Raw genomic sequence first — 19,206 nt, forward strand, 5'->3', positions numbered from 1 at the left:
CTGTGCAGCCCGGTCAGCAGTTCACGATGGGCGGGCCGGGGCAGCAAGCCACTCCGGTGCGGTGGTGAAGACCACATGGTCCGACGCTACGCCGGGAACCCGGCCCGGCGATGTGCCGGCTCAGACGAGGGCGGGTTCCTCGGCCGAGGAGTCCGGCGAGGCCGCCGACATCGGAGCGGCCACCCGGTCGAGACGGAAACTGACCAGCGCCAGCAGCAGCCCCGCGAACGACAGCGCGATGCCGAGCCACGCCGAAGCCAGATACCCCCAGCCGGCGGCGATGACCACCCCGCCGAGGGCTGCCCCGATGCTGTTGGCGATGTTGAGCGACGACTGGTTGACCGCCGCACCCATCAGCTGTGCCCCCGGCGCCACGGCGATCAGCCGTGACTGCAGCGCCGGCACGATGAACAGGCTCGCCGCCCCGACCAGGAACGCGCCGATGACGAGGCCCGCCGGATGCCCGGCCGCCACGGCGAAGAACGCCACCGACCCGATCAGCCCGGCGAACCCGAACAGCACACTCCGCCGCAGGTCCCGGTCGGCGGCGATGCCACCGAGGGCGATCCCGACGGTCATGCCGAGCCCCATCGCGGCCAGGATCCACGGGATCGTCGACTCGTCGAGGCCCGCGACGTGTGTGGTGATCGGCGCGACGTAGCTGTTCACCGCGAAGAATCCGCTGGTGCCGACGGCGACGGCGAGGGCGACGAGCCAGACCTGGGGCGAGCGGAAGGCTTGCAGTTCGGCGCGAGGTGATCCGCCGGTCGGCGCGGCGATCGACGGTACGGTCGTGAGCACCGCCACCAGACTGAACGCGAACACGCCCGCCACCGCGAGATAGGCGGCCTCCCACCCGCGGGACTGTCCGAGCACCGTGATCAGGGGGACCCCGACCAGGTTCGCCGCGGTGAGCCCGCCGATGACGATCGACACGCCCTTGCCGTGGTTCCCGGGCCCGAGGATCGCGGCCGCGAGGAGTCCCGCCGCCCCGAAGTAGGCCCCGTGCCCGAGCGCGGCGACGAACCGGGCCGCCAGCACCAGTTCGAACGTGGGCGCGAGCGCCGAGGCGGCCGTGGCCACGACGAAGAGCACGAGGAGCCCGACGACGAGCCGCCGCCGGGGCACACGTGTGGTCAGCACCGCGATGGTCGGCGCTCCCGCGACGACCCCGAGCGCGTAGATCGTGATCATCCACCCGGTCTGCGCGAGTGCATCCGGAACCGACGCCGCATACGCCTCGGGCAACAGGTCACGGGCCATGTCGGGAAGCAGCCCCATGGCGACGAACTCGGTGAGCCCGAGCCCGAACCCGCCCAGCGAGAGCGCGATCAGTGCCGCCCAGCGGCGCCCGGCGTTCAGTGTGTCCACCCCGCGACCCTAGAACGTTCTAGTTCCCTTGGGAATAGAACGTTCTAGCAATCACAGCCGGAAACGTTCGCGGCCGGAAGCGGCGGCGGGAAGAAGGAGGCGGCGGGAAGGGCGGAGGCGGGAAGGGGCGGCGGAGGTGGGAAGGGTGGAGGCGGGAAGGGGCGACGGCGGTTTCAGGCGGGCACCGGCGTGGCCACCTCGGCCGGAATCGGGGCCGGCCGCAGGCTACGGAGCGCGAGCAGCAGGCCGGCCGCGGCGAGGACGGCACCGATCCAGACCGACGACAGGTAGCCCCACCCGGCGGCGATGGCGGCTCCGCCGAGGGCCGCGCCCAGGCTGTTGGCCACGTTGGCGGCGGACTGGTTGACGGCCGCGCCCATCAGTTGCGTCCCGGGCGCCGACTCGATCAGGTGCGACTGCAGCGCCGGCCCGATGAAAGCGCTGGTCGCGCCGACCAGGAACGCGGCCGGGAACAGGGCGGCCGGATGGCCGGCGGCAGCCCCGAACACGATGACGGCGGCGAGTACGGCGACGAACCCGTACAGGAGGGTACGCCGGATGTCGCGGTCGGCGGCGGCGCCACCGACCGCGATGCCGACGGTCATGCCGAGCCCCATCAGCGCCATCACCCACGGCACCGCGCCGTCGGACAGTCCGGCGACCTCGGTGGTCAGCGGCGCGATGTAGCTGTTGACGGCGAAGAACCCGGCGGTGCCGACCGCGACGACGGCGGACGCCAGCCACACGCGCGGCGAGCGGAAGGCGCGGAGTTCGGCGCGCGGCGAGCCGCCGGGGGCCGCGGCGACGGTGGGCACGGTCGCGAGCACGGCCAGGAGGCTGAGGGCGAAGATCACAGCAACGAGGACGTACGCCGTACGCCATCCGTGGCTCTGTCCGAGGCTGGTGACGAGCGGAACGCCGAGCAGATTGGACGCGGTCAGCCCGCCGAGGACGATCGCGAAGCCCTTGCCCTGGTTGCCGGGCCCGAGGATACGGCCGGCCAGGATCGCCGCCGCGCCGAAGTATGCGCCGTGTGCCAGTGCGCCGACGAACCGCCCGGCCAGGACCAGTTCGAACGTGGGCGCCGCGACCGACAGCACCGTGCCCACGACGAACAGGGCCAGCAGCCCGAGCACGAGTCGCTTGCGGGGCACCCGTGCGGTGAGGGCGGCGATGGTGGGCGCCCCGGCGACGACCCCGAGCGCGTAGATCGTGATCATCCACCCGGCTTTGGCGACGGCGGCGGAGGGCGAGGCGGCGTAGTCGGCGGGCAGCAGGTCGCGGGCCATCTCCGGCAGCAGGCCCATGGCGGAGAACTCGGTGAGGCCGAGCCCGAAGCCGCCGAGGGAGAGTGCGAGCAGGGCGGCCCATCGGCGGCCGCGGGTCAGGGTGTCCACGCCCGGGATCCTAGAACGTTCTAGTTGCCATGTCGGTAGAACGTTCTAGTCGTCACACCCCGTACCATCGCGGCATGCGTTCAGGGGAGCGGCGGATCACGCTCGCCGACGTCGCGGCCGAGGCCGGGGTGTCGGTGGCGTGCGTGTCGATCGTGATGCGGGGCGCGCCGGGCGCCGGGGAGGCCACCCGCGAGCGGGTGCTCAAGGTCGCGGAGGAGCTCGGCTATCGGCCCGACAGCCGGGCCCGTCTGCTGCGCAGCGGCCGCAGCCGCCTGCTCGGCGTGGTCTTCGACGTGCGCCACCCGTTCCACCACGACCTGCTCACCGGGCTCTACGACGCGGCGGGAGCGGCCGGCTATCAGCTCACCCTCAGCGCGGTGACACCGAGACGCGGGGAGCGTACGGCCGTCGGCGATCTGCTGCAGGACCGCTGCGAGGCGATCGTCCTGTTCGGCGGCAACATGCGTTCCGCCGAGCTCGCGTCGATCGCGTCCCGCCTGCCGGTGGTGGCGATGATGCGCAGCGCCCGCCGCCGCGACGTCGACGTGGTCCACAACGACGACGCGCTCGGCTCGCACCAGGCCGTCGACCACCTGGTGTCGCTGGGGCACCGGCGGATCGCGCACGTCGACGGCGGCACGGTGCACGGGTCGGCCGAGCGGCGGGCCGGCTATCAGGAGGCGATGCGCCGGCACGGCCTGGCCGAGTTCATCCGGGTGATCCCCGGTGGCGCGGCGGAGGAGGACGGCGCCCGTGCCGCGGAGAGACTGCTGGTGGATCCGCCGACGGCGGTGACCGTCTTCAACGACCTGAGCGCGACCGGCCTGCTCGACGTGTTGCGCCGCAACGGCCTGAGCGTGCCCGGCGACGTCAGTGTGGTCGGTTACGACGACACCAGTCTCAGCCGCCTGGCCCACATCGACCTGACGACGATCGGCCAGGACATCGACGGTCTTGCGGCGCGGGCCATCGAGCGGGCGGTCGAGCGCATCGAGGGCACCCCGTCCGGCCCCCGGGCCGTGATCATCCCGCCGAGACTGGTGGTCCGGACCACGACCGGCGCCCCGTCACGCTGACCCGATCCCCTCCGGAACTCGGTCCTGGCCGTGGTCGTCAGAGCACCATGACTACCCTGACCGGTTCGCGTCGTGCCCGGCTCGTCTCCTCCGCCGCGACGTTCGTCGTTCTCGCCGTCGCCGGGTGCACGCCGGCCGGTGACACCCCGTCCGGCACCCCCGTCACCGGCACCCCCGTGACCAGCGCCTCCGTGGCCGGCGCGTCCGTCGCCCCGATGATCGCGACCTCCGAGGTGCCGAAGCCGCGGGACGGCTGGAAGACCGTCGATCACAGCGGCGTGCAGGTGGACGTCCCGGCCGACTGGCTGCGGCCGGACACCACGGGGTGTGAGTTCACGTTCGTGCAGTGGGCGCCGCCCGGCTCGCCACCGTGCCGGATGACGACCGGCGTGGTCTTCTACTCGGCGGCGACGTTCGACCCGGCGCACGGGCCCGGTGTGCGGCAGAACGAGGACAAGACCTGGGCGGGGTACGTGTTCGCGGGCGACCTGGCGGTCTATGCCGCCGGTACCGATCGCGAGCTGGTCCAGGACGTGCTGGACACGGCGCGGCCACCGAGGCGGCGATGACCGCGGCCCGCGCCCTCCGGTGCGGGAGGCACGGGCCGTGCGGGGACGTCCGTGCCGGCATCGCATCGGCGGGGGGACCGCGATGCCGGCACGGAGACGGTGACCGTCAGGAGGCCGCCGTGGCGGTGGGCTTGAGGACCGAGCAGGTCTCGACGGCCTTCTTGACGGTCGCGTCGGAGGTGTCCGGGTTCGCGGTGTCGGTGACGCCGTTCTCCTTCAGGCAGTTCTCGTAGGCGGCGTTCGCGCCGCGGCCGCCACCACCGTTGCCGTTGCCGCCGTTGCCGCGACCGGCGCCCATGCTCGGGCGCAGCGACGCGCAGGCCTCCTGGGCCTTCGTCCAGGTCGCGTCGTCGACACCCTCGGGCTTGCTGAAACCGCCACCGCCGGGGAAGCCGCCGCCACCGCGCGGGCCGCCGCTGCCGTCCGGGCGGGGCTGGCCGGACGGGAAGACCCCGTCGGGGGCGCCGGACGGCCGGACCCCGCCGGGAGCGCCGGACGGGCGGGCGCCGCCGTTGCCCATGCCGCCACCGGGACCACCGGACGGCATCGTGATGGTGACGCCGTTCTTGCTGAGACACTCGGTGTAGGCCGCGAACGCGCTGTTGCCTCCGCCGTTCTGGCCGGTGGTGCCGCTGTTGTCGGTGGTCGCCTCGTCCGAGCCGCACGCCGCCGTGAAGAGCATGGCGACCGAGACCGCGAAGACGGCAACGGCGCGGCGAGGCGCCTTCGAACTGATCACCGGCACGGTGGTTCTCCTTATATCGATGACTGGTGCGGGGACGTGTGAAGGAAAGCGGCCGCACCTGTGCGCAAGGTCGGACGATGCTAGGAGTTACCTAAGAACGGCTTCCGGTGCTCCGAGCGAACTCCCAGGTAGGACCGAGCCCGCGGCGAGGACCGCTCGTCACACTCGGCGACCATGGGTGTTGCACTGGCCGGTCGCCGGCGTTTGATCTGGCTCGCCGTGGCGGTCGTCGTGCTCGCGTTGATCGCCTTCGGCGTGGTGCGTGCGCTGACGGCCGGCGCGGCGCAGGAGGAGTCCGAGGCGGCCGAGATCGTCACCGCCGACAAGGGGACGGTGACCACCGAGGTCGCCACCACCGGCACGTTGCAGGCGGCGCAGACGCGCAGCCTGTCGTTCGCGGTGTCGGCCGAGGTGGAGAGCGTCAAGGTCCGGGCCGGTAACACGGTGACCGCGGGACAGGTGCTCGCGACCGTCGACGACGCGGACGCGGCGGAGAAGGTCGACGACGCCTCGTCGACGCTGTCGGACGCCTACGACGCGCTGGAGGAGGCGGAGTCGGCGTCCTCCACCACCTCGACGTCGACGTCCGGGTGCAACGTGGCCGCCGCCTACACGACGGCCTCGCCCAGCGCCTCGGCCTCGGCGTCCCCGTCGGCGTCGGCGTCGGCCTCTCCGTCGGCCACGGTGCCGGCCTCCCCGACGCCGTCCAGGACGACCAGCAAGCCGCGGGCGACCGCCACCAAGACCTGTTCCGCCAGTGGGAGCGGAGGCTCGACCGGCGGCGGCACGACCCGGGGCGGCAGCTCCGGCGGGGACGCCATCCTCAGCGCCCAGCAACGGGTCAACGCGGCCGAGGTGGCCCTGGAGGAGGCCGAGGAGAACCTGGCGGGTGCCACCATCAAGGCGCCGATCGCCGGGAAGATAATCTCGGTGAGCGGCAAGGTGGGCAGCACGGCCCGGTCCGGCTCCACCTTCATCACGCTGGCCGACATCTACGACATGCAGATCAGCGCCGACTTCCCGGAGGCCGACGCCGACCATCTGGAGGTCACCCAGAAGGCGGTGATCACCCTCGCCGACCGGCCGGGTGAGACGTTCGACGCGACCGTGGTGCAGGTCGACCCGGTCGGTACCAGCGACGGGACGCTGACCCGGTTCGGTGTGGTCCTGTCGTTCAACGACGCCCCGGACGAGCTGCTCGTCGGGCAGAGCGCCAACGTACGGGTGACGACCGGCAGTAAGGAGGAGGTCCTGCGGGTGCCCAGCACCGCGGTGCACGATGTCTCCGGGGACAGCGGCACGGTTCTCAAGAACGGCGCCGAAGTCCAGGTCAAGCTAGGGTTGCGAGGCGACCAGTACACCGAGATCGTCTCCGGGATCACCGAGGGTGACTCCGTGGCGAAGTCCTGGTGAGCAGCGTTCTCTCCACCCTTTCATAGCTCATTCAAAGAAAGCGCTGATAGTTCTTTACGGTGCTCTCCGAAACCCGTGGTCCCATGACTCTCAGTGACGCCGCGGCCCGGCCCTTCCGGGTCCTGGTCGTCGACGACGAGCCGAACATCTCCGCGCTGCTCAGCGCGACGTTACGGCTGGTCGCCTTCGAGGTCCGGGTCGCCGAGACGGGGCACGGCGCTCTCGTGGCGGTGCAGGATTTCGAGCCGGATCTGATCGTCCTGGACGTGATGCTCCCGGATGTCGACGGGATCGAGGTGGCCCGGCGGTTGCGAGCCGCCGGTCACCGGGTTCCGGTCCTGTTCCTCACCGCCCGTGACGCGGTGGAGGACCGCATCCTGGGGCTGTCAGCCGGCGCGGACGACTACGTCACCAAGCCGTTCAGTCTCGAGGAGGTCGTGCTACGGATACGCGCGATCCTGCGCCGCAGCCAGCCGGAGGAGCCGCAAGAGGACACCGGGGTGCTGCGGTACGCGGACCTGGAACTGGACGAGGACGCTCACGAGGTGCGCCGGGCGGGCCGGCTGATCGAGCTGTCCCCGACCGAGTTCAACCTGCTGCGGTACCTGATGATCAACGCCGGCCGGGTGGTCAGCAAGGCGCAGATCCTGGACCGGGTGTGGAAGTACGACTTCGGGGGCGACGGTCGCATCGTGGAGTCCTACGTCTACTACCTGCGCCGAAAGATCGACCGGACCGATCCGCCGCTGATCCACACGGTGCGGGGAGTGGGGTACGCCCTGAGGCTGCCCCGGGCAGAAGACTGATCCTTGTTCCGTCGTCAGGTGGTGGGCGGGGCGGTCGGATGGGATTGATCCCGTGGCGGTTCTGGACTCTCAAGTCCAGGCTGGCACTGGTCGTCGGCGTGCTCTCCGGCGTCGCCCTGATCGTCGCCAACGTCGTCGGTGTGCTCCTCATCCAGAAGTATCTGGAGGACCGCATCGACGAGCAGCTGATCGGGATAAGCCGCCCGATGTCGGAGTTCTCCCCGAGCCCGGGTGGCGGCTTCGTCCCGCGTGGCGGCCGCAGCCGGGGCATCGGTCCCGACCAGGTCCTCTACTTCGTGGGCGCGGACGGGACGCTGGACACCGACCGCAGCGACACGACCAGCGACGTACGCCCGCCGGTGCCCTCGATGGAGGAGATCGCCGCCCACGCGGGCACCCGGACCCCGTACACCGTGGCGACCGTCGACGGCGCCGACTGGCGGATGATCGCCGTCGAGCGCGGCGACAGCGGCTCGTTCGCGGTGATCGGCACGTCGCTGGACGAGGTCGAGCAGACCACCCAGCAGCTGATGCTGATCGACGCCGGTGTCCTCATGCTGGTGCTGACCGCCCTGGCGTTCGGTGCCGCGTTCGTCGTGCGGATCGGGTTGCGGCCGCTCACCGAGATGGAGGCGGTGGCCGCCGACATCTCCGGCGGCAACCTGTCCGGCCGGGTGCCCGGCACCGATCCGCACACCGAGCCGGGTCGTCTGGGCCTGGCCCTGAACGCGATGCTGACCCGCATCGAGGGAGAGGTCGACGCGCGGACCGCCTCGGAGCAGCGGCTGCGCCAGTTCGTCGCGGACGCCTCGCACGAGCTGCGCACCCCGCTCACCTCGATCCGCGGTTGGGCCGAGCTCTACCGCCGCGGCGGCGCCCCGCCCGGCCCGCAGCTGGACGAGACGATGGGCCGCATCGAGGCCGAGTCGGCGCGGATGGCGGTGCTCGTCGAGGACCTGCTGCGGCTGGCCCGGATGGACCAGCAGCGCACCCTCGACCTGCGGCGCATCGACCTGCTGGAGATCGCGGCCGACACGATCCGGGACGCGCACGTACGTGTTCCGGACCGTCAGGTGCTGCTCGCCGGGCTCAGCGACGAGGAGGACACGTTCGAGCCGGCGACGGTGCTCGGTGACGATCACGGACTGCGACAGGTGGTCACCAACCTGGTCGCCAACGCGCTGAGCCACACTCCGGCGGGCACGACGGTGACCGTCCGGGTGGGTGTCGACGGCGACGACGCGGTGCTGGAGGTGTGCGACAACGGTCCCGGAGTGCCGGCCGAGCACGCGCCCCGCATCTTCGAGCGGCTCTACCGCGCCGATTCGAGCCGGTCACGGGCCAGGGGCGGGGGTTCCGGGCTGGGCCTGGCGATCGTCGCGGCCATCGTGCGGCAGCACGCCGGACGGGTGGAGTTGCGCGCGACACCGGGCGGTGGAGCCACGTTCCGTGTGGCACTGCCTGCTGTCCGTGACTCCGCGTGATGTTTTGAGGTGGCTCCCAGGTTTCGCCGAAGCTCCTCATAGGCCGTGGCTCCAGAGTGTGCGCCATGAAGGTACGTCTGAGCCGCCACCCGTCGTTGGTGGTCAACGCCGTGATCGGCGTCGTGCTCGTCGCCGGGGCCTATACGGTGTACGAGACATTTTCCGGAACCGACGACGGGGCGACGGCCGCGACGGCCTCCGAGCGAACGGTCACCGTCCAGCAGGGCACGGTCACCAAGACCGCGACCGCCGACGGCACCTTGGAGAGCGCCAGCACCGCCAGCGCCACATTCGAGACCAGCGGCACCGTCACCTCGATCAGCGTCAAGGTCGGTGACAAGGTCAAGAAGGGCCAGGTGCTGGCCAAGGTCGACCCGGCCGCCTCGCAGCGGGCGCTGGACGCCGCCGAGGCCGACCTCGACGCCGCCCAGGACGCCCTGGACCGCGCCGAGGACGCCGGCTCGGACACCTCCGACGCGGAGAACCAGGTCACCGAGGCCGACCTCGCCGTCGATGAGGCCGAGGCCGCGGTCGAGGGCACCACGCTGACCGCCCCGATGGCCGGCACCGTGACGGCGGTCAACGGCACCCTCGGCGGCTCGGCCTCCGGAAGCAGCTCGTCGAGTTCCGGTTCCACCGGCGGCGGTTCCTCGTCCGGTGGCGGGTCGTCGAGCAGCAGCACGAGCAGCAGCAGCGGCTTCGTCGAGATCGCCGACCTCACCAAGATGCAGGTGTCGGCCAGTTTCGCCGAGGCGGACGCCACCAGCCTCAAGGACGGCCAGGTCGCCACCGTCACCTGGAACGCGCTGAGCGGCACCTCGCAGAGCGCCAAGGTCGCCGCCATCGACCCGTCCGCGACCACCTCCAACAGCGTGGTCACCTACGGCGTCACCCTCTCCCTGGACAAGGTGCCCACCGGCGCCAAGGTCGGCCAGACCGTGTCGGTCTCGGTCACCACCGGCTCCAAGGAGAACGTGGTCCTGGTCAACGCGGCCGCGATCACCACGGTCGGCAACCGGCACACGGTCACCGTGGTCGCCAACGGCGTCCAGGAGAACCGGTCGGTGGAGATCGGCCTGGAGGGCGACAGCGCCACCGAGGTCACCTCCGGGCTCACCGCGGGCGAGCAGGTCGTCGTCAAGACCACGTCCACGAGTACGGGCACCGGCAGCCAGATGGGCGGCGGTGGGTTCCCCGGCGGAGGAACCGGGTTCGGCGGCGGTGGCTTCACCGGTGGCGGCGGCGCGGCCCCCGGCGGCGGCGGGAGGACCCGATGAGCAAGCCGGTCATCCAGGTCACCGACCTCAAGAAGATCTACGGCCAGGGCGAGGCGACGGTGCACGCGCTGCGCGGGGTCTCGGCCACCGTGGAACGCGGCGACTACGTGGCCATCATGGGCTCGTCCGGTTCCGGCAAGTCGACCCTGATGAACATCCTCGGCGCGTTGGACATCCCCACCTCCGGGCAGTACCTGCTCGACGGCGTGGACGTCAGCAAGCTCTCCGACGGGCAGCTCGCGCTCGCCCGGAACCGGCTCATCGGGTTCATCTTCCAGTCGTTCAACCTCATTCCGCGGACGACCGCCGTGGCCAACGTGGAACTGCCTCTGGCGTACGCCGGGGTCAAACCGAAGGAGCGCCGCCGGCGCGCCATGGAGGCCCTGGACATCGTCGGTCTGGCCGACCGTGGCGGCCACGAGCCCAACCAGCTCTCCGGCGGTCAGCAGCAGCGTGTCGCGGTGGCCCGGGCCCTGGTCACCGAGCCGGCCCTGCTGCTGGCCGACGAGCCGACCGGCAACCTGGACTCCAAGTCCACCGACGACGTCCTCCAGGTCTTCGACGACCTCAGCACGGCCGGCCGCACCATCGTGATCATCACCCACGAGGACGAGGTCGGCGCCCGGGCGAAGCGGCTGATCCGCCTGGTCGACGGTTCGATCGTCACCGACGTGCGCCAGTCGCCGATCCACCTGCCCCCGGTCGGCCCCCACCACTCCTACCAGCAGCCGGCCGGCCGCGCCGCGGTCTACTCGGGAGGGCGACACTCCCAGTGAACTTCTTCGAGGTAGTCCGCTTCTCCCTGCGTGGCCTGTCGGCGAACAAGCTGCGCTCCGCTCTGACCATGCTCGGCATCCTGATCGGTGTCGCCGCGGTCATCCTGCTCGTCGCGGTCGGCAACGGCTCGGCGAAGGCGATCAGTGACCGGATCGAGGCGCTCGGCACCAACACCATCACGGTGATGAGCACCGGCCGCGGCGGTTCGTCGAGCACCGCGCTCACCAAGGACATGGCCGACGCCCTGATCGACAAGGAGCTGGCGCCGGACGTGAAGTCGGTGTCGCCTGTGGTCAGCTCCTCGTCGGCGACGATGACCTACGAGGGGAACGACCACTCGGTGGCCACCTTCGTCGGCACCACGCCCAGCTGGTTCACCGCGTCCACCACGCCGGTGGGCCGGGGCTCGGCCTTCAGCGAGGACGACGTCGACCAGGGCCGGCGGGTCGTGGTGATCGGACAGACCGTCGCCGAAGAACTCTTCCCCGGTGTCGACCCGATCGACAAACAGGTCACCGTCGGTGGTGCGCTGTTCACCATCGTCGGGGTGCTGGAGGAGAAGAGCTCCACCGGCTTCAACGACGCCAACGACACCGCGGTCGCCCCGCTGACCGCGGTGCAGCAGGTCCTCACCGGTTACGGCGCGCTCACCTCGATCATCGTGGAGGCCGCCGACCCGGACAAGGTCGACGCCGCCCAGGCCGAGGTGTCCACGATCCTCAACCAGAAGCTGGACGTCGACTCGTCGTCGAGCAGCACGCCGTACCGGATCCAGAACGCGTCCTCGCTGCTGGAGACGCAGACCGAGACCGCCGACACGTTCACCACCCTGCTCGGGGCGGTGGCCGCGATCAGTCTGCTGGTCGGCGGCATCGGCATCACCAACATCATGCTCGTCACGGTGACCGAGCGGACCCGGGAGATCGGCATCCGCAAGGCCCTCGGCGCGCCCCGCCGGGTCATCCTGACCCAGTTCCTGATCGAGGCGAGTCTGTTGAGTGTGCTGGGCGGCGCCCTGGGAGTGGCCGCCGCCCTGATCGGGAGCCAGTTCGAGATCGTCGGAGTGAAGCCGGTGATCGTGCCCAGCTCGATCGGGTACGCCGTCGGCGTGTCCATCGCGATCGGCCTGTTCTTCGGCGGCCTGCCCGCCGCCCGCGCCGCCCGCCTGCGGCCCATCGACGCGCTGCGCTACGAGTGAGGAACCACCTATGACGACGATGAACGACGAGACCGCGATCATCACCAGGATCGAGGAACCGGACCGGGACGGCCTCTCCGCCGAGCTGGCGGCGGCCGCGCCGAAGAAGTGGTGGAACAGGGGGACCGTCGGGCTCGGGGTCGCCGCGCTGCTGATGGGCGGTTTCCTCGGCGGCGTGCAGGCGCAGAAGCAGTGGGGAGCCACCACCACGAGCGCGGCCAGCGGATTCCCCGGCGGCGGCATGCGCGGCAGTGGCGGCGGGGGCAACTTCCCGGGTGGACTCAGCGCCAGCGGCGCCCCCGGCGGTTTCGGTGGCCAGGGCTCGACGGCGACCACGACGGCCGCCGCGGGCACCAGCGGGAAGGTCAAGCTGGTCAACGGCAAGACCATCTACGTGGAGACCGAGGACGGCACGGTCGTCACCGTCAAGACCGACGGATCGACCACCGTCAACACCGCCACCAAGGGCAAGCTTGCCGACGTCAAGGCCGGTCAATCGATCACCGTCGAGGGCACGACCGCCGACGACGGGTCGGTGACCGCCTCCGCGGTGACCGCCACGAAATGACTCGGATGTGACATACCCGCGAACTTATTGATGGGTGTGCGTCTCTGTTCCTAGGCTGACCCCTTCAGATCTAGGGGGTGAGAGCTCAGTGCCCTCTCTGCACGGCCGGGAGGCCCTGCTCACGGCCATCGACGCCCGGCTCGCCGCCGGCGGCGGGGTCGCGTTGCAGGGTCCACCCGGCATCGGCCGCACCGCACTGCTCGACGCCGTCGCCGACCAGGCCACCGCACGCGGGGAACTGGTCCTGCGCCTGCGCCCGGCCCGGGGTGAACGCGTCCTGGCCTATGCCGGGGTCGCCGACCTGCTGCGCCAGATCCCGGCGGAGGCGGTCGCCGCGCTGGCCCCCGCGCCACGGCACTCGCTGGCCGCGCTGCGCCAGGGCCGCCCGTCACGGACCGGCGTGCCGGCCCTGGCCCGGCGGCTCGTCCTGCCCGAGTTGCTGGCCCACTGTGCCCGTACCGGGCCGGTCCTGATCGTCCTGGACGACGCCCAGTGGCTCGACCCCGAGTCGGCCGACCTGATCGGGTTCGCGATGCGGCGACGACCGGGCGCCCGCGTCCGGATGCTGGCCGCGGAGCGCCGCCCGGGCCCGTCCCGCGCCGTCCGGCTCTGCCCGGCACCGGCGGTCGAGATGGCGGTGCCGCCGCTGTCACCGGACGACCTGACCGCACTCCTGGAGTCGCACGGGCTGCCCTGCCGTACCGCCAGTCAGCTGCACCGCGCCAGCGCCGGCAACCCGTTCCTCGCCCTCGCGCTCGGCGGGGCCGTCGCCCGCGGGCCCTCCTGGCGGCCCGCTCCGCTGCCCGAGACCGTTCGCGAGATGGCCCGCGAGCGGCTCGCCGTGCTTCCCGCCGACACGCTGGAGACGCTGCTCACCGCGGCCCTGGCCACCGAGCCGACGCTGGGGCTGATGCTGCGCGCCGGCCGCGACGACGCCGCCCGTGAGCTGCGGGCCGCCGTCTCCGCCGGGGTGGTCGAGGTGTCCGGTGAGCGGATCCGGTTCACGCCGCCGATGCTGGCCCAGGTGCTCGCCGAGGAGACTCCGGCGGCCGACCGGAGCCGGGTCCATGCCGGGCTCGCCGCCGCGGCGTACGACCCGGTGGAGGCTCTTCGGCAGCAGGCCCTGCGGACCTCCCGCCCGGACGCGGACGTCGCCGCCGACCTGGCCGCCGCGGCCCGCCGCTGCGCGGAGCGCGGCGCCGAACGCACCGCCGCCGAGCTGTATCTTCTCGCCGCCGACCGCTGCCCGCCGGAGCGTTCCGCCGACCGTCTCGACTGGCTGGTCACCGCCGCGCGGACGGCCATCACCGGTGGTTCGCCCGCTCTCGCCGGCCGGGCCGCCGAGGCCGTCCTGGCGGCCGACGCGCCCGCCGGGCACCGGGTCCGCGCCCGGCTGGTGCTGCTCGACCTGGCCGGGCAGGCGCTCGCCGAGATGGGCGAGACCTTCGCCGCCGCGCTCGCCGAGGCCGGTGACGACCCGGTGCTGGCCGCCCCGGTGCGGCTGCGCCTGACCTGGGCGGCTTTCCTGGTCGGCGACCTGGACGGCGGCGCCGACGAGGCCCGGCGCGCCGAGGAGGCCGCCCGTCTCAGCGGCGACCTGACGATCGAGGCGATGGCCCTGACCATGCAGGCGCAGATCCTGCGGGTGCAGGGCGAGGACCGCTGGCAGGACACCCTGGATCGGGCGATGGCGCTGCCGGCCGCGCCCGCGCCGGACTGGCTGCATTACGGCCCGCACTACATGGCCGCCCGTTTCGCGCTCTTCGACGACCGGCTCGACGAGGCCCGCGCCGAACTGCTGCGGTTGCTCGCGGTCGCCGAGCACGACCGGGTCGGCGAGGCGAGGGTCGAGGTGCTGCGCAGCCTCTCCGAGGTGGCCACCAGGGCGGGCCGGTGCCAGGAGGCTCTGCGGTACGCCCACCGAGCCGTCCGCGCCGCACAGGAGGCGGGTCTGAGTCCCGGCCCCACCTGGTACACCGCGGCGGTCGCCGAACTGGCCGGCGGCTCCTTGGAGGCGGCCGCCGGGTTCGCCCGGCGGGGCATCCGCTCGTCCCAGCAGGAGGGTGACAGCCTCTATCTGCGCCGTCTCCTGCACGCTCTCGGCCAGGCCCAGGTCCGCGCCGGCGACACCCGCGCCGGTGTCGCAACCCTGCGGCAGTTGCGTGACCAGGAGGCCGAGGCCGGCAGTTCCGACCCGATGATCGTGCGCTGGCGGGCCGACCTGGCCGCCGCGCTGGCCGCGCTCGGCGAGCACGGCGAGGCCGCCACCACCCTGGCCCTGGCCAAGGCCGCCGCCGAGCGTCTCGGCAGCACCCCGGCGCTCAGCGGTTATCTGCACCGGGCGGCGGCGATCGTCAACTCCGAGTCCGGTCAGGCCGACACCGCCGCCGATCTGGCCAACGCGGCGGCCCGGCACTTCGAGGTGCTGCGCCAGCCGGTGGAGCAGGCGCACGCCCTGCTGGTGGCGGCCGGTGCCGAGCGGCGGCGAAGGCGTTACGCGGCCGCGCGGCAGGCGATCGGCGAGGCCGCGACACTGTTCCGCACGGCCGAGGCCCGCCCGTGGCTGCTGGACGCCGAGCGGGCGCTGGCCCGGACCGAGGGCACCCCCGACCAGGGCCTGACCTCGACCGAGCTGCGGATAGCCGGGATGGTCCGGGACGGCGCGAGCAACCGGGAGATCGCCACCCGCCTGTACCTGAGCGTGAAGACGGTCGAGGCCACCCTGACCCGTGTCTACCGCAAGCTCGGGGTCCGCTCCCGGACGCAGTTGCTGTCGGCTCTTCCCGTCATTCCGGTGGGGGAGATCACCACCCCGTCCTGACCAGCGGATCCACAACGCACAGTGATGCGCGTTACCGGATTCCGGTGGTGGCGATCACTTTCCGCACGGGAGTTTTACCTGGTGGATTTGGGGATGACGCATTGGTCGGAGATGGTGGAACACGTCAGAGTCCCCGTCACTATCCGTCGAGGAGCTCGCCGTGAAGTTCATCCGCAACGCCCGTACCGCACTTTCCCACCGTCTTGCCGAACGCCGCGCCCACCGCCGCCTGAGCGACGAGCTCGCGGCCTTCCGCACCGCCGCGGAGCGCAGTGAGCTCGACATGGTGCTCGGCCGCCACAGTGCCGACGAGACCGCCGAGATCGACGCCATCCTCAGTCGTCAGGACGCCGCACGCCGCTACGGCGCCGCCGTGCACATCGTCTGACCCCGGCTCGGCCGGCCCGGACCGTCCCCGGGCCCGGCCGCTTCGGAAACCCCCGGTGTGCGGTTCGTGCACCGGGGGTTTCCGCGTCCGGTCAGCGTGATTTCGTGGTGTTCCGCATCACTGAAGAGCCCTGCCGATTGCGGTGATCTTGCGAACGCGTAGTCTCTTCACGTTCAGCGGCCACCACCGCTCGGCAATCCGGCCGTCTCTCCGCGCAGCTCAGAAGGCTTCCGCGTGCCCGGCCGGCAGGTCCGCCGGACGTCCCGATCTCCACACCCGGACAATCGGGCCGCCGGCGGGTCCCTCAGAAGATCGCGGCGACCCACTCCGGGTGGTCGATGAACGGGTTCCGGTTGTGCTGGTACCGCTCGAAGATGATGTCGTTGCGGCGCCGCTCGAACGCGTCCACCGGGTCCTGCCGGTGCCACGCCAGCAGCACGGACAGGCGGCCCAGCCGTGGGTTGCCGCTGTGGGTGCCGGACTCGTCGACCTCCAGATCCGTCCCGCCTTCGTACCGCACCGCCATGTAGAAGACCATGCGGGCCACGTCGCCCTTGACCGCGTCCCTCGGCTCCCAGGAATCCTTGTCGCTCCGGTTGCCCGGCGCTTCGGGTACCGGCGAGCCGCCGTTGTCGAAGTCCTTGTTGCCCCGGATCCTGTTCACGGTCACGTCCTCGGGACGCAGGTGGTGCAGGTCGGTGCCGGGCGTCGTCCCGGTGTCGAAGGGGCCGTGCGACTGCGGCCAGACGTGCTCACGGTTCCAGTCGCCCGGGTCGCCGCCGTTCTGGTCCTTGGACCGGCTGATCCCCGAGTAGAGCAGGATCACGCTGCCGGGCCTCGCCGGGTCCTCGTCGGTCACCTTGAGCGCGTTCCACGCCTGTTTGTAGGTGATCGACGCGGTTCCGGTGGAGATGATGCCGTGCAGGGCGTCCTTCAGCCGCTCGCCGGACAACCCGGCGGCGGCGTCGTAGTAGCCGGCCGGTGGGGCGGCCTCGGCCGGCGCCGCGGCGTGCGGCAGGGCAAGGGCGAAGAGCCCGGCGAGTACGGCCATCACTCGCGTGGTCGGTGGGGGCACCATCACTCCGTTCAGCTGGGGGTATCTGCGCGCCGAGCGTAGGAACCAGCGCCGCTCCGGGCTGTCGGAAACGCCGGTTTCGTCCCTCTAACGGGAGGCTGACCACTCCTACGCGCCCAGACCCGGCGCCGGTATCCGAAGAACGCCACCCCGACACACCACGCGCCACCCACGACCGCCGTGATCAGCAGGAAGAGGAGGTCGTCCACCAGCCGGCTCCCGATCCTCTTGTACGCCCACGTCTGCGCCTGCTGACGACAGCCGTCCTCGGTGGCCGCGAGCAGATCGCACGGCGGGCTGTGCTTCTCCGCCACCTCCTCGACCTGGCCGTCGCTCGCCTGGTTCAGCTCGTGCAGCGCCCGTCCGCGCTCGACGCCGGCGGCCGGCGGGATCGGCAGCCGGGCGCTGAGATACGGCGGGCGGCTGTCCCGCCACCGCTCGAAGACCCGCAGCATCGCGGCGTGCCCGCGCTCGTTCGGGTGCAGGCTCCCGTGCAGCCACTTCGCCGGGTTGAACCGGTGGTGGGCGAAGCCGTGCACCGACCGCAGGTCGATGAAGTTGATGCCCGGCTGACCGCCCGTCCCGGAGCACAGCTCCAGGCCCTCGCGGACCAGCGCGTCCTGCATCTCCGTCAGGTAGTGGAAGCCGTACTCCCGGGCGGTGTCCGCGATCGCCGGATTCAACGTCCGGACGACGTAGTCGTGGATGAACGCCTGTTCCTTCTCGGAGAGCGCCACGTCGGAGCAGCCACCGGGCCGCACCCTGATCGGATCGGGGTAGGGGACCACCACCACCGGGACGTTCCGGAACGTCCGGGCCACCTCGAGATAGGTCACGCGGAGTTGCCGGCGCAGCTGGGGCATCGTCTCCCGCCACAGGTGGTCCTTGTGCTGGCATTCGCCGGGCGCCACACACATCTCGCCGATCGAGGAGAAGCCCGCGTCGTTGCCGCCGATGCTCAGCACCACCATCATCGGCCGGAAGCTGGTCTCCGGGTTCGCCTGCGCGGCCCGGTAGGCGTCGAGCTGGGTGTACCGCTCCGACCGGTACTGCGGCTCCGGCCCCGGATCCATCCCGCTGCGGACCCGCTCCTCGGGAGCGCCGGGGTCCTCGGGGGTTCTGGTCATGATGTGCCGGGTCCGGGCTCCGGAGCAGGCCAGGAACTGGATCGCGTCGAAGTGGTCCGGCACCGTCATGACCGGCCAGGCGGTCGGGGACCGGCGGCACTCGTTCTCGCCGCCGTCGTCGGTGCCCTGGTAGTAGACCTGGGCGCCCTCACCCGAGAGGTAGGAGTCGCCCAGCGCCACCAGCACGTTCCGGTGCCCGGCCGGGTTCGTCTCCGGCGACCTCGGCGCCTGCGGGGGAGTCACCCCCATCAGCGCGACCACCGCCAGCACCACGACGATGTCGGCCTGGGTCGTCGACACCAGTGCGACCACGACGAGCCCGAGGACCACCAGGATCGGGGTCAGCCACGGGGAGGCGCTCACGTCGACGGCGAACCAGGTGGCCAGGGCGAACACGGCGGCTCCGCCCACGCCCAGCCCCCACAGCAGCGCGGCGGCCCGGTCGCGCCTGCACAGCGACCGCAGTGCCCCTTCGGCGGCGAGCGCCAGCCCGACCGGCAGGAACAGCAGGACACCCAGCCCGAGGAGCACCGCGCCGACGAGAATCGGCAGGCCCGACGCGAGCAGCAGCACGCCCGCGGTGACGAGCGCGACCCCGGCGGCGGTCAGCCCGACACCGAAGCGGCCGGTCCGCACCCGCAGGCGCCACACCGGCACCGACGGGCTCTGCCGCAGATGGGTGAGGAACGACCCGGCCAGCAGGTAGAGGACGACGAGCGCGCCGACCCCGCAGAACCCGGTGCCGAACCACTCCGCGGCCGGCACCAGGAGAACGGCGAGGGCCATGACGGCGAGTGCCACTCCGGCCCGCCACGGGACCACCCATTGCCGGCCGTCGAGGCTGTCGGCGTACTGCCCGCGGATCCAGATCGTCGCGATGCTGACGAAGACCCCGAACGCCACCCACATGGTTATCTCGGAGGCGCCCGATCGTGCCGATCCGAGCAGCAGGATCATCGAGGCTACGAACGCCACCGTCCGCCGGACCGGTCCGTACGGGTCATCCACGAGCGTCATGTCCAGTCTCCGCTTCGCCGACAGGCTCTTCTGGCTGACATTCGCATCTAAACCCGACAAAAGGATGAAATTGCTCAGCGAATACACCGACGGCGGG

At 71.8% G+C, this 19,206-nt stretch carries 16 protein-coding genes; 11 read left to right on the plus strand and 5 right to left on the minus strand.

Translation table 11 applies throughout. The features are described from left to right. Positions 1-120: 120 nt before the first annotated feature. Positions 121-1,371: an MFS transporter gene (locus tag ACFO0C_RS41125; protein ID WP_378072250.1), complete on the minus strand. Its 1,251-nt coding sequence runs from the start codon at positions 1,369-1,371 to the stop codon at positions 121-123. A gap of 173 nt (positions 1,372-1,544) precedes the next feature. Then, positions 1,545-2,768, minus strand: coding sequence for an MFS transporter (locus ACFO0C_RS41130; RefSeq protein ID WP_378072251.1), 1,224 nt, complete (start codon positions 2,766-2,768; stop codon positions 1,545-1,547). Between the two features lie 74 nt (positions 2,769-2,842). On the opposite strand from ACFO0C_RS41130, the gene ACFO0C_RS41135 reads away from it, so the two are divergent. Next, the gene (locus tag ACFO0C_RS41135) at positions 2,843-3,844 is read left to right on the plus strand and encodes a LacI family DNA-binding transcriptional regulator (RefSeq protein ID WP_378072252.1); all 1,002 of its coding nucleotides are present in this window, start codon (positions 2,843-2,845) and stop codon (positions 3,842-3,844) included. Between the two features lie 47 nt (positions 3,845-3,891). After that, on the plus strand, positions 3,892-4,413 hold the full coding sequence (locus tag ACFO0C_RS41140) for a hypothetical protein (protein WP_378072253.1): 522 nt from the start codon (positions 3,892-3,894) through the stop codon (positions 4,411-4,413). 106 nt (positions 4,414-4,519) lie between these two features. Here the strand turns inward: ACFO0C_RS41140 and ACFO0C_RS41145 are convergent, their stop codons facing one another. After that, positions 4,520-5,158: a hypothetical protein gene (locus ACFO0C_RS41145; protein WP_378072254.1), complete on the minus strand. Its 639-nt coding sequence runs from the start codon at positions 5,156-5,158 to the stop codon at positions 4,520-4,522. Between the two features lie 174 nt (positions 5,159-5,332). Between ACFO0C_RS41145 and ACFO0C_RS41150 the strand changes: the two genes are divergently transcribed. From ACFO0C_RS41150 to ACFO0C_RS41190, 9 genes are all read left to right on the plus strand, one after another. After that, positions 5,333-6,571 (plus strand): efflux RND transporter periplasmic adaptor subunit, encoded by a 1,239-nt coding sequence (locus tag ACFO0C_RS41150; RefSeq protein WP_378072255.1) that lies wholly within the window; start codon positions 5,333-5,335, stop codon positions 6,569-6,571. 83 nt (positions 6,572-6,654) lie between these two features. Beyond that, complete coding sequence (locus ACFO0C_RS41155) at positions 6,655-7,377, plus strand: response regulator transcription factor (protein WP_378072256.1); 723 nt, start codon at positions 6,655-6,657, stop codon at positions 7,375-7,377. 38 nt (positions 7,378-7,415) lie between these two features. Further along, positions 7,416-8,861 carry a sensor histidine kinase gene (locus ACFO0C_RS41160; RefSeq protein ID WP_378072257.1) on the plus strand — a complete coding sequence of 482 codons (1,446 nt, stop codon included), beginning with the start codon at positions 7,416-7,418 and terminating at the stop codon, positions 8,859-8,861. Between the two features lie 65 nt (positions 8,862-8,926). Then, positions 8,927-10,138, plus strand: coding sequence for an efflux RND transporter periplasmic adaptor subunit (locus ACFO0C_RS41165; RefSeq protein ID WP_378072258.1), 1,212 nt, complete (start codon positions 8,927-8,929; stop codon positions 10,136-10,138). Continuing rightward, positions 10,135-10,914 (plus strand): ABC transporter ATP-binding protein, encoded by a 780-nt coding sequence (locus ACFO0C_RS41170; RefSeq protein ID WP_378072259.1) that lies wholly within the window; start codon positions 10,135-10,137, stop codon positions 10,912-10,914. Before ACFO0C_RS41165 ends, ACFO0C_RS41170 begins: the two co-directional genes overlap by 4 nt. Beyond that, positions 10,911-12,113: an ABC transporter permease gene (locus ACFO0C_RS41175; protein ID WP_378072260.1), complete on the plus strand. Its 1,203-nt coding sequence runs from the start codon at positions 10,911-10,913 to the stop codon at positions 12,111-12,113. The genes ACFO0C_RS41170 and ACFO0C_RS41175 overlap by 4 nt, the downstream gene beginning before the upstream one ends. Positions 12,114-12,123: 10 nt before the next feature. Beyond that, positions 12,124-12,681 carry a hypothetical protein gene (locus tag ACFO0C_RS41180; protein ID WP_378072262.1) on the plus strand — a complete coding sequence of 186 codons (558 nt, stop codon included), beginning with the start codon at positions 12,124-12,126 and terminating at the stop codon, positions 12,679-12,681. Between the two features lie 88 nt (positions 12,682-12,769). Then, the gene (locus ACFO0C_RS41185) at positions 12,770-15,502 is read left to right on the plus strand and encodes a helix-turn-helix transcriptional regulator (RefSeq protein ID WP_378072263.1); all 2,733 of its coding nucleotides are present in this window, start codon (positions 12,770-12,772) and stop codon (positions 15,500-15,502) included. Positions 15,503-15,662: 160 nt separating this feature from the next. Further along, positions 15,663-15,890, plus strand: a complete 228-nt coding sequence (locus ACFO0C_RS41190; RefSeq protein WP_378072264.1) for a hypothetical protein — start codon at positions 15,663-15,665, stop codon at positions 15,888-15,890. Between the two features lie 304 nt (positions 15,891-16,194). Here ACFO0C_RS41190 and ACFO0C_RS41195 read toward each other — a convergent pair whose 3' ends face one another. Beyond that, positions 16,195-16,965 (minus strand): endonuclease I family protein, encoded by a 771-nt coding sequence (locus ACFO0C_RS41195; RefSeq protein ID WP_378072265.1) that lies wholly within the window; start codon positions 16,963-16,965, stop codon positions 16,195-16,197. An 11-nt stretch (positions 16,966-16,976) separates the two neighbouring features. After that, a complete protein-coding gene (locus ACFO0C_RS41200; protein ID WP_378072266.1) occupies positions 16,977-19,109 on the minus strand; it encodes a GDSL-type esterase/lipase family protein in 2,133 nt (710 codons plus the stop codon). Positions 19,110-19,206: the final 97 nt, after the last annotated feature.

Origin of the sequence: Actinoplanes subglobosus, assembly GCF_042650585.1 — a bacterium.
Taxonomy (GTDB): Bacteria; Actinomycetota; Actinomycetes; order Mycobacteriales; family Micromonosporaceae; genus Actinoplanes; species Actinoplanes subglobosus.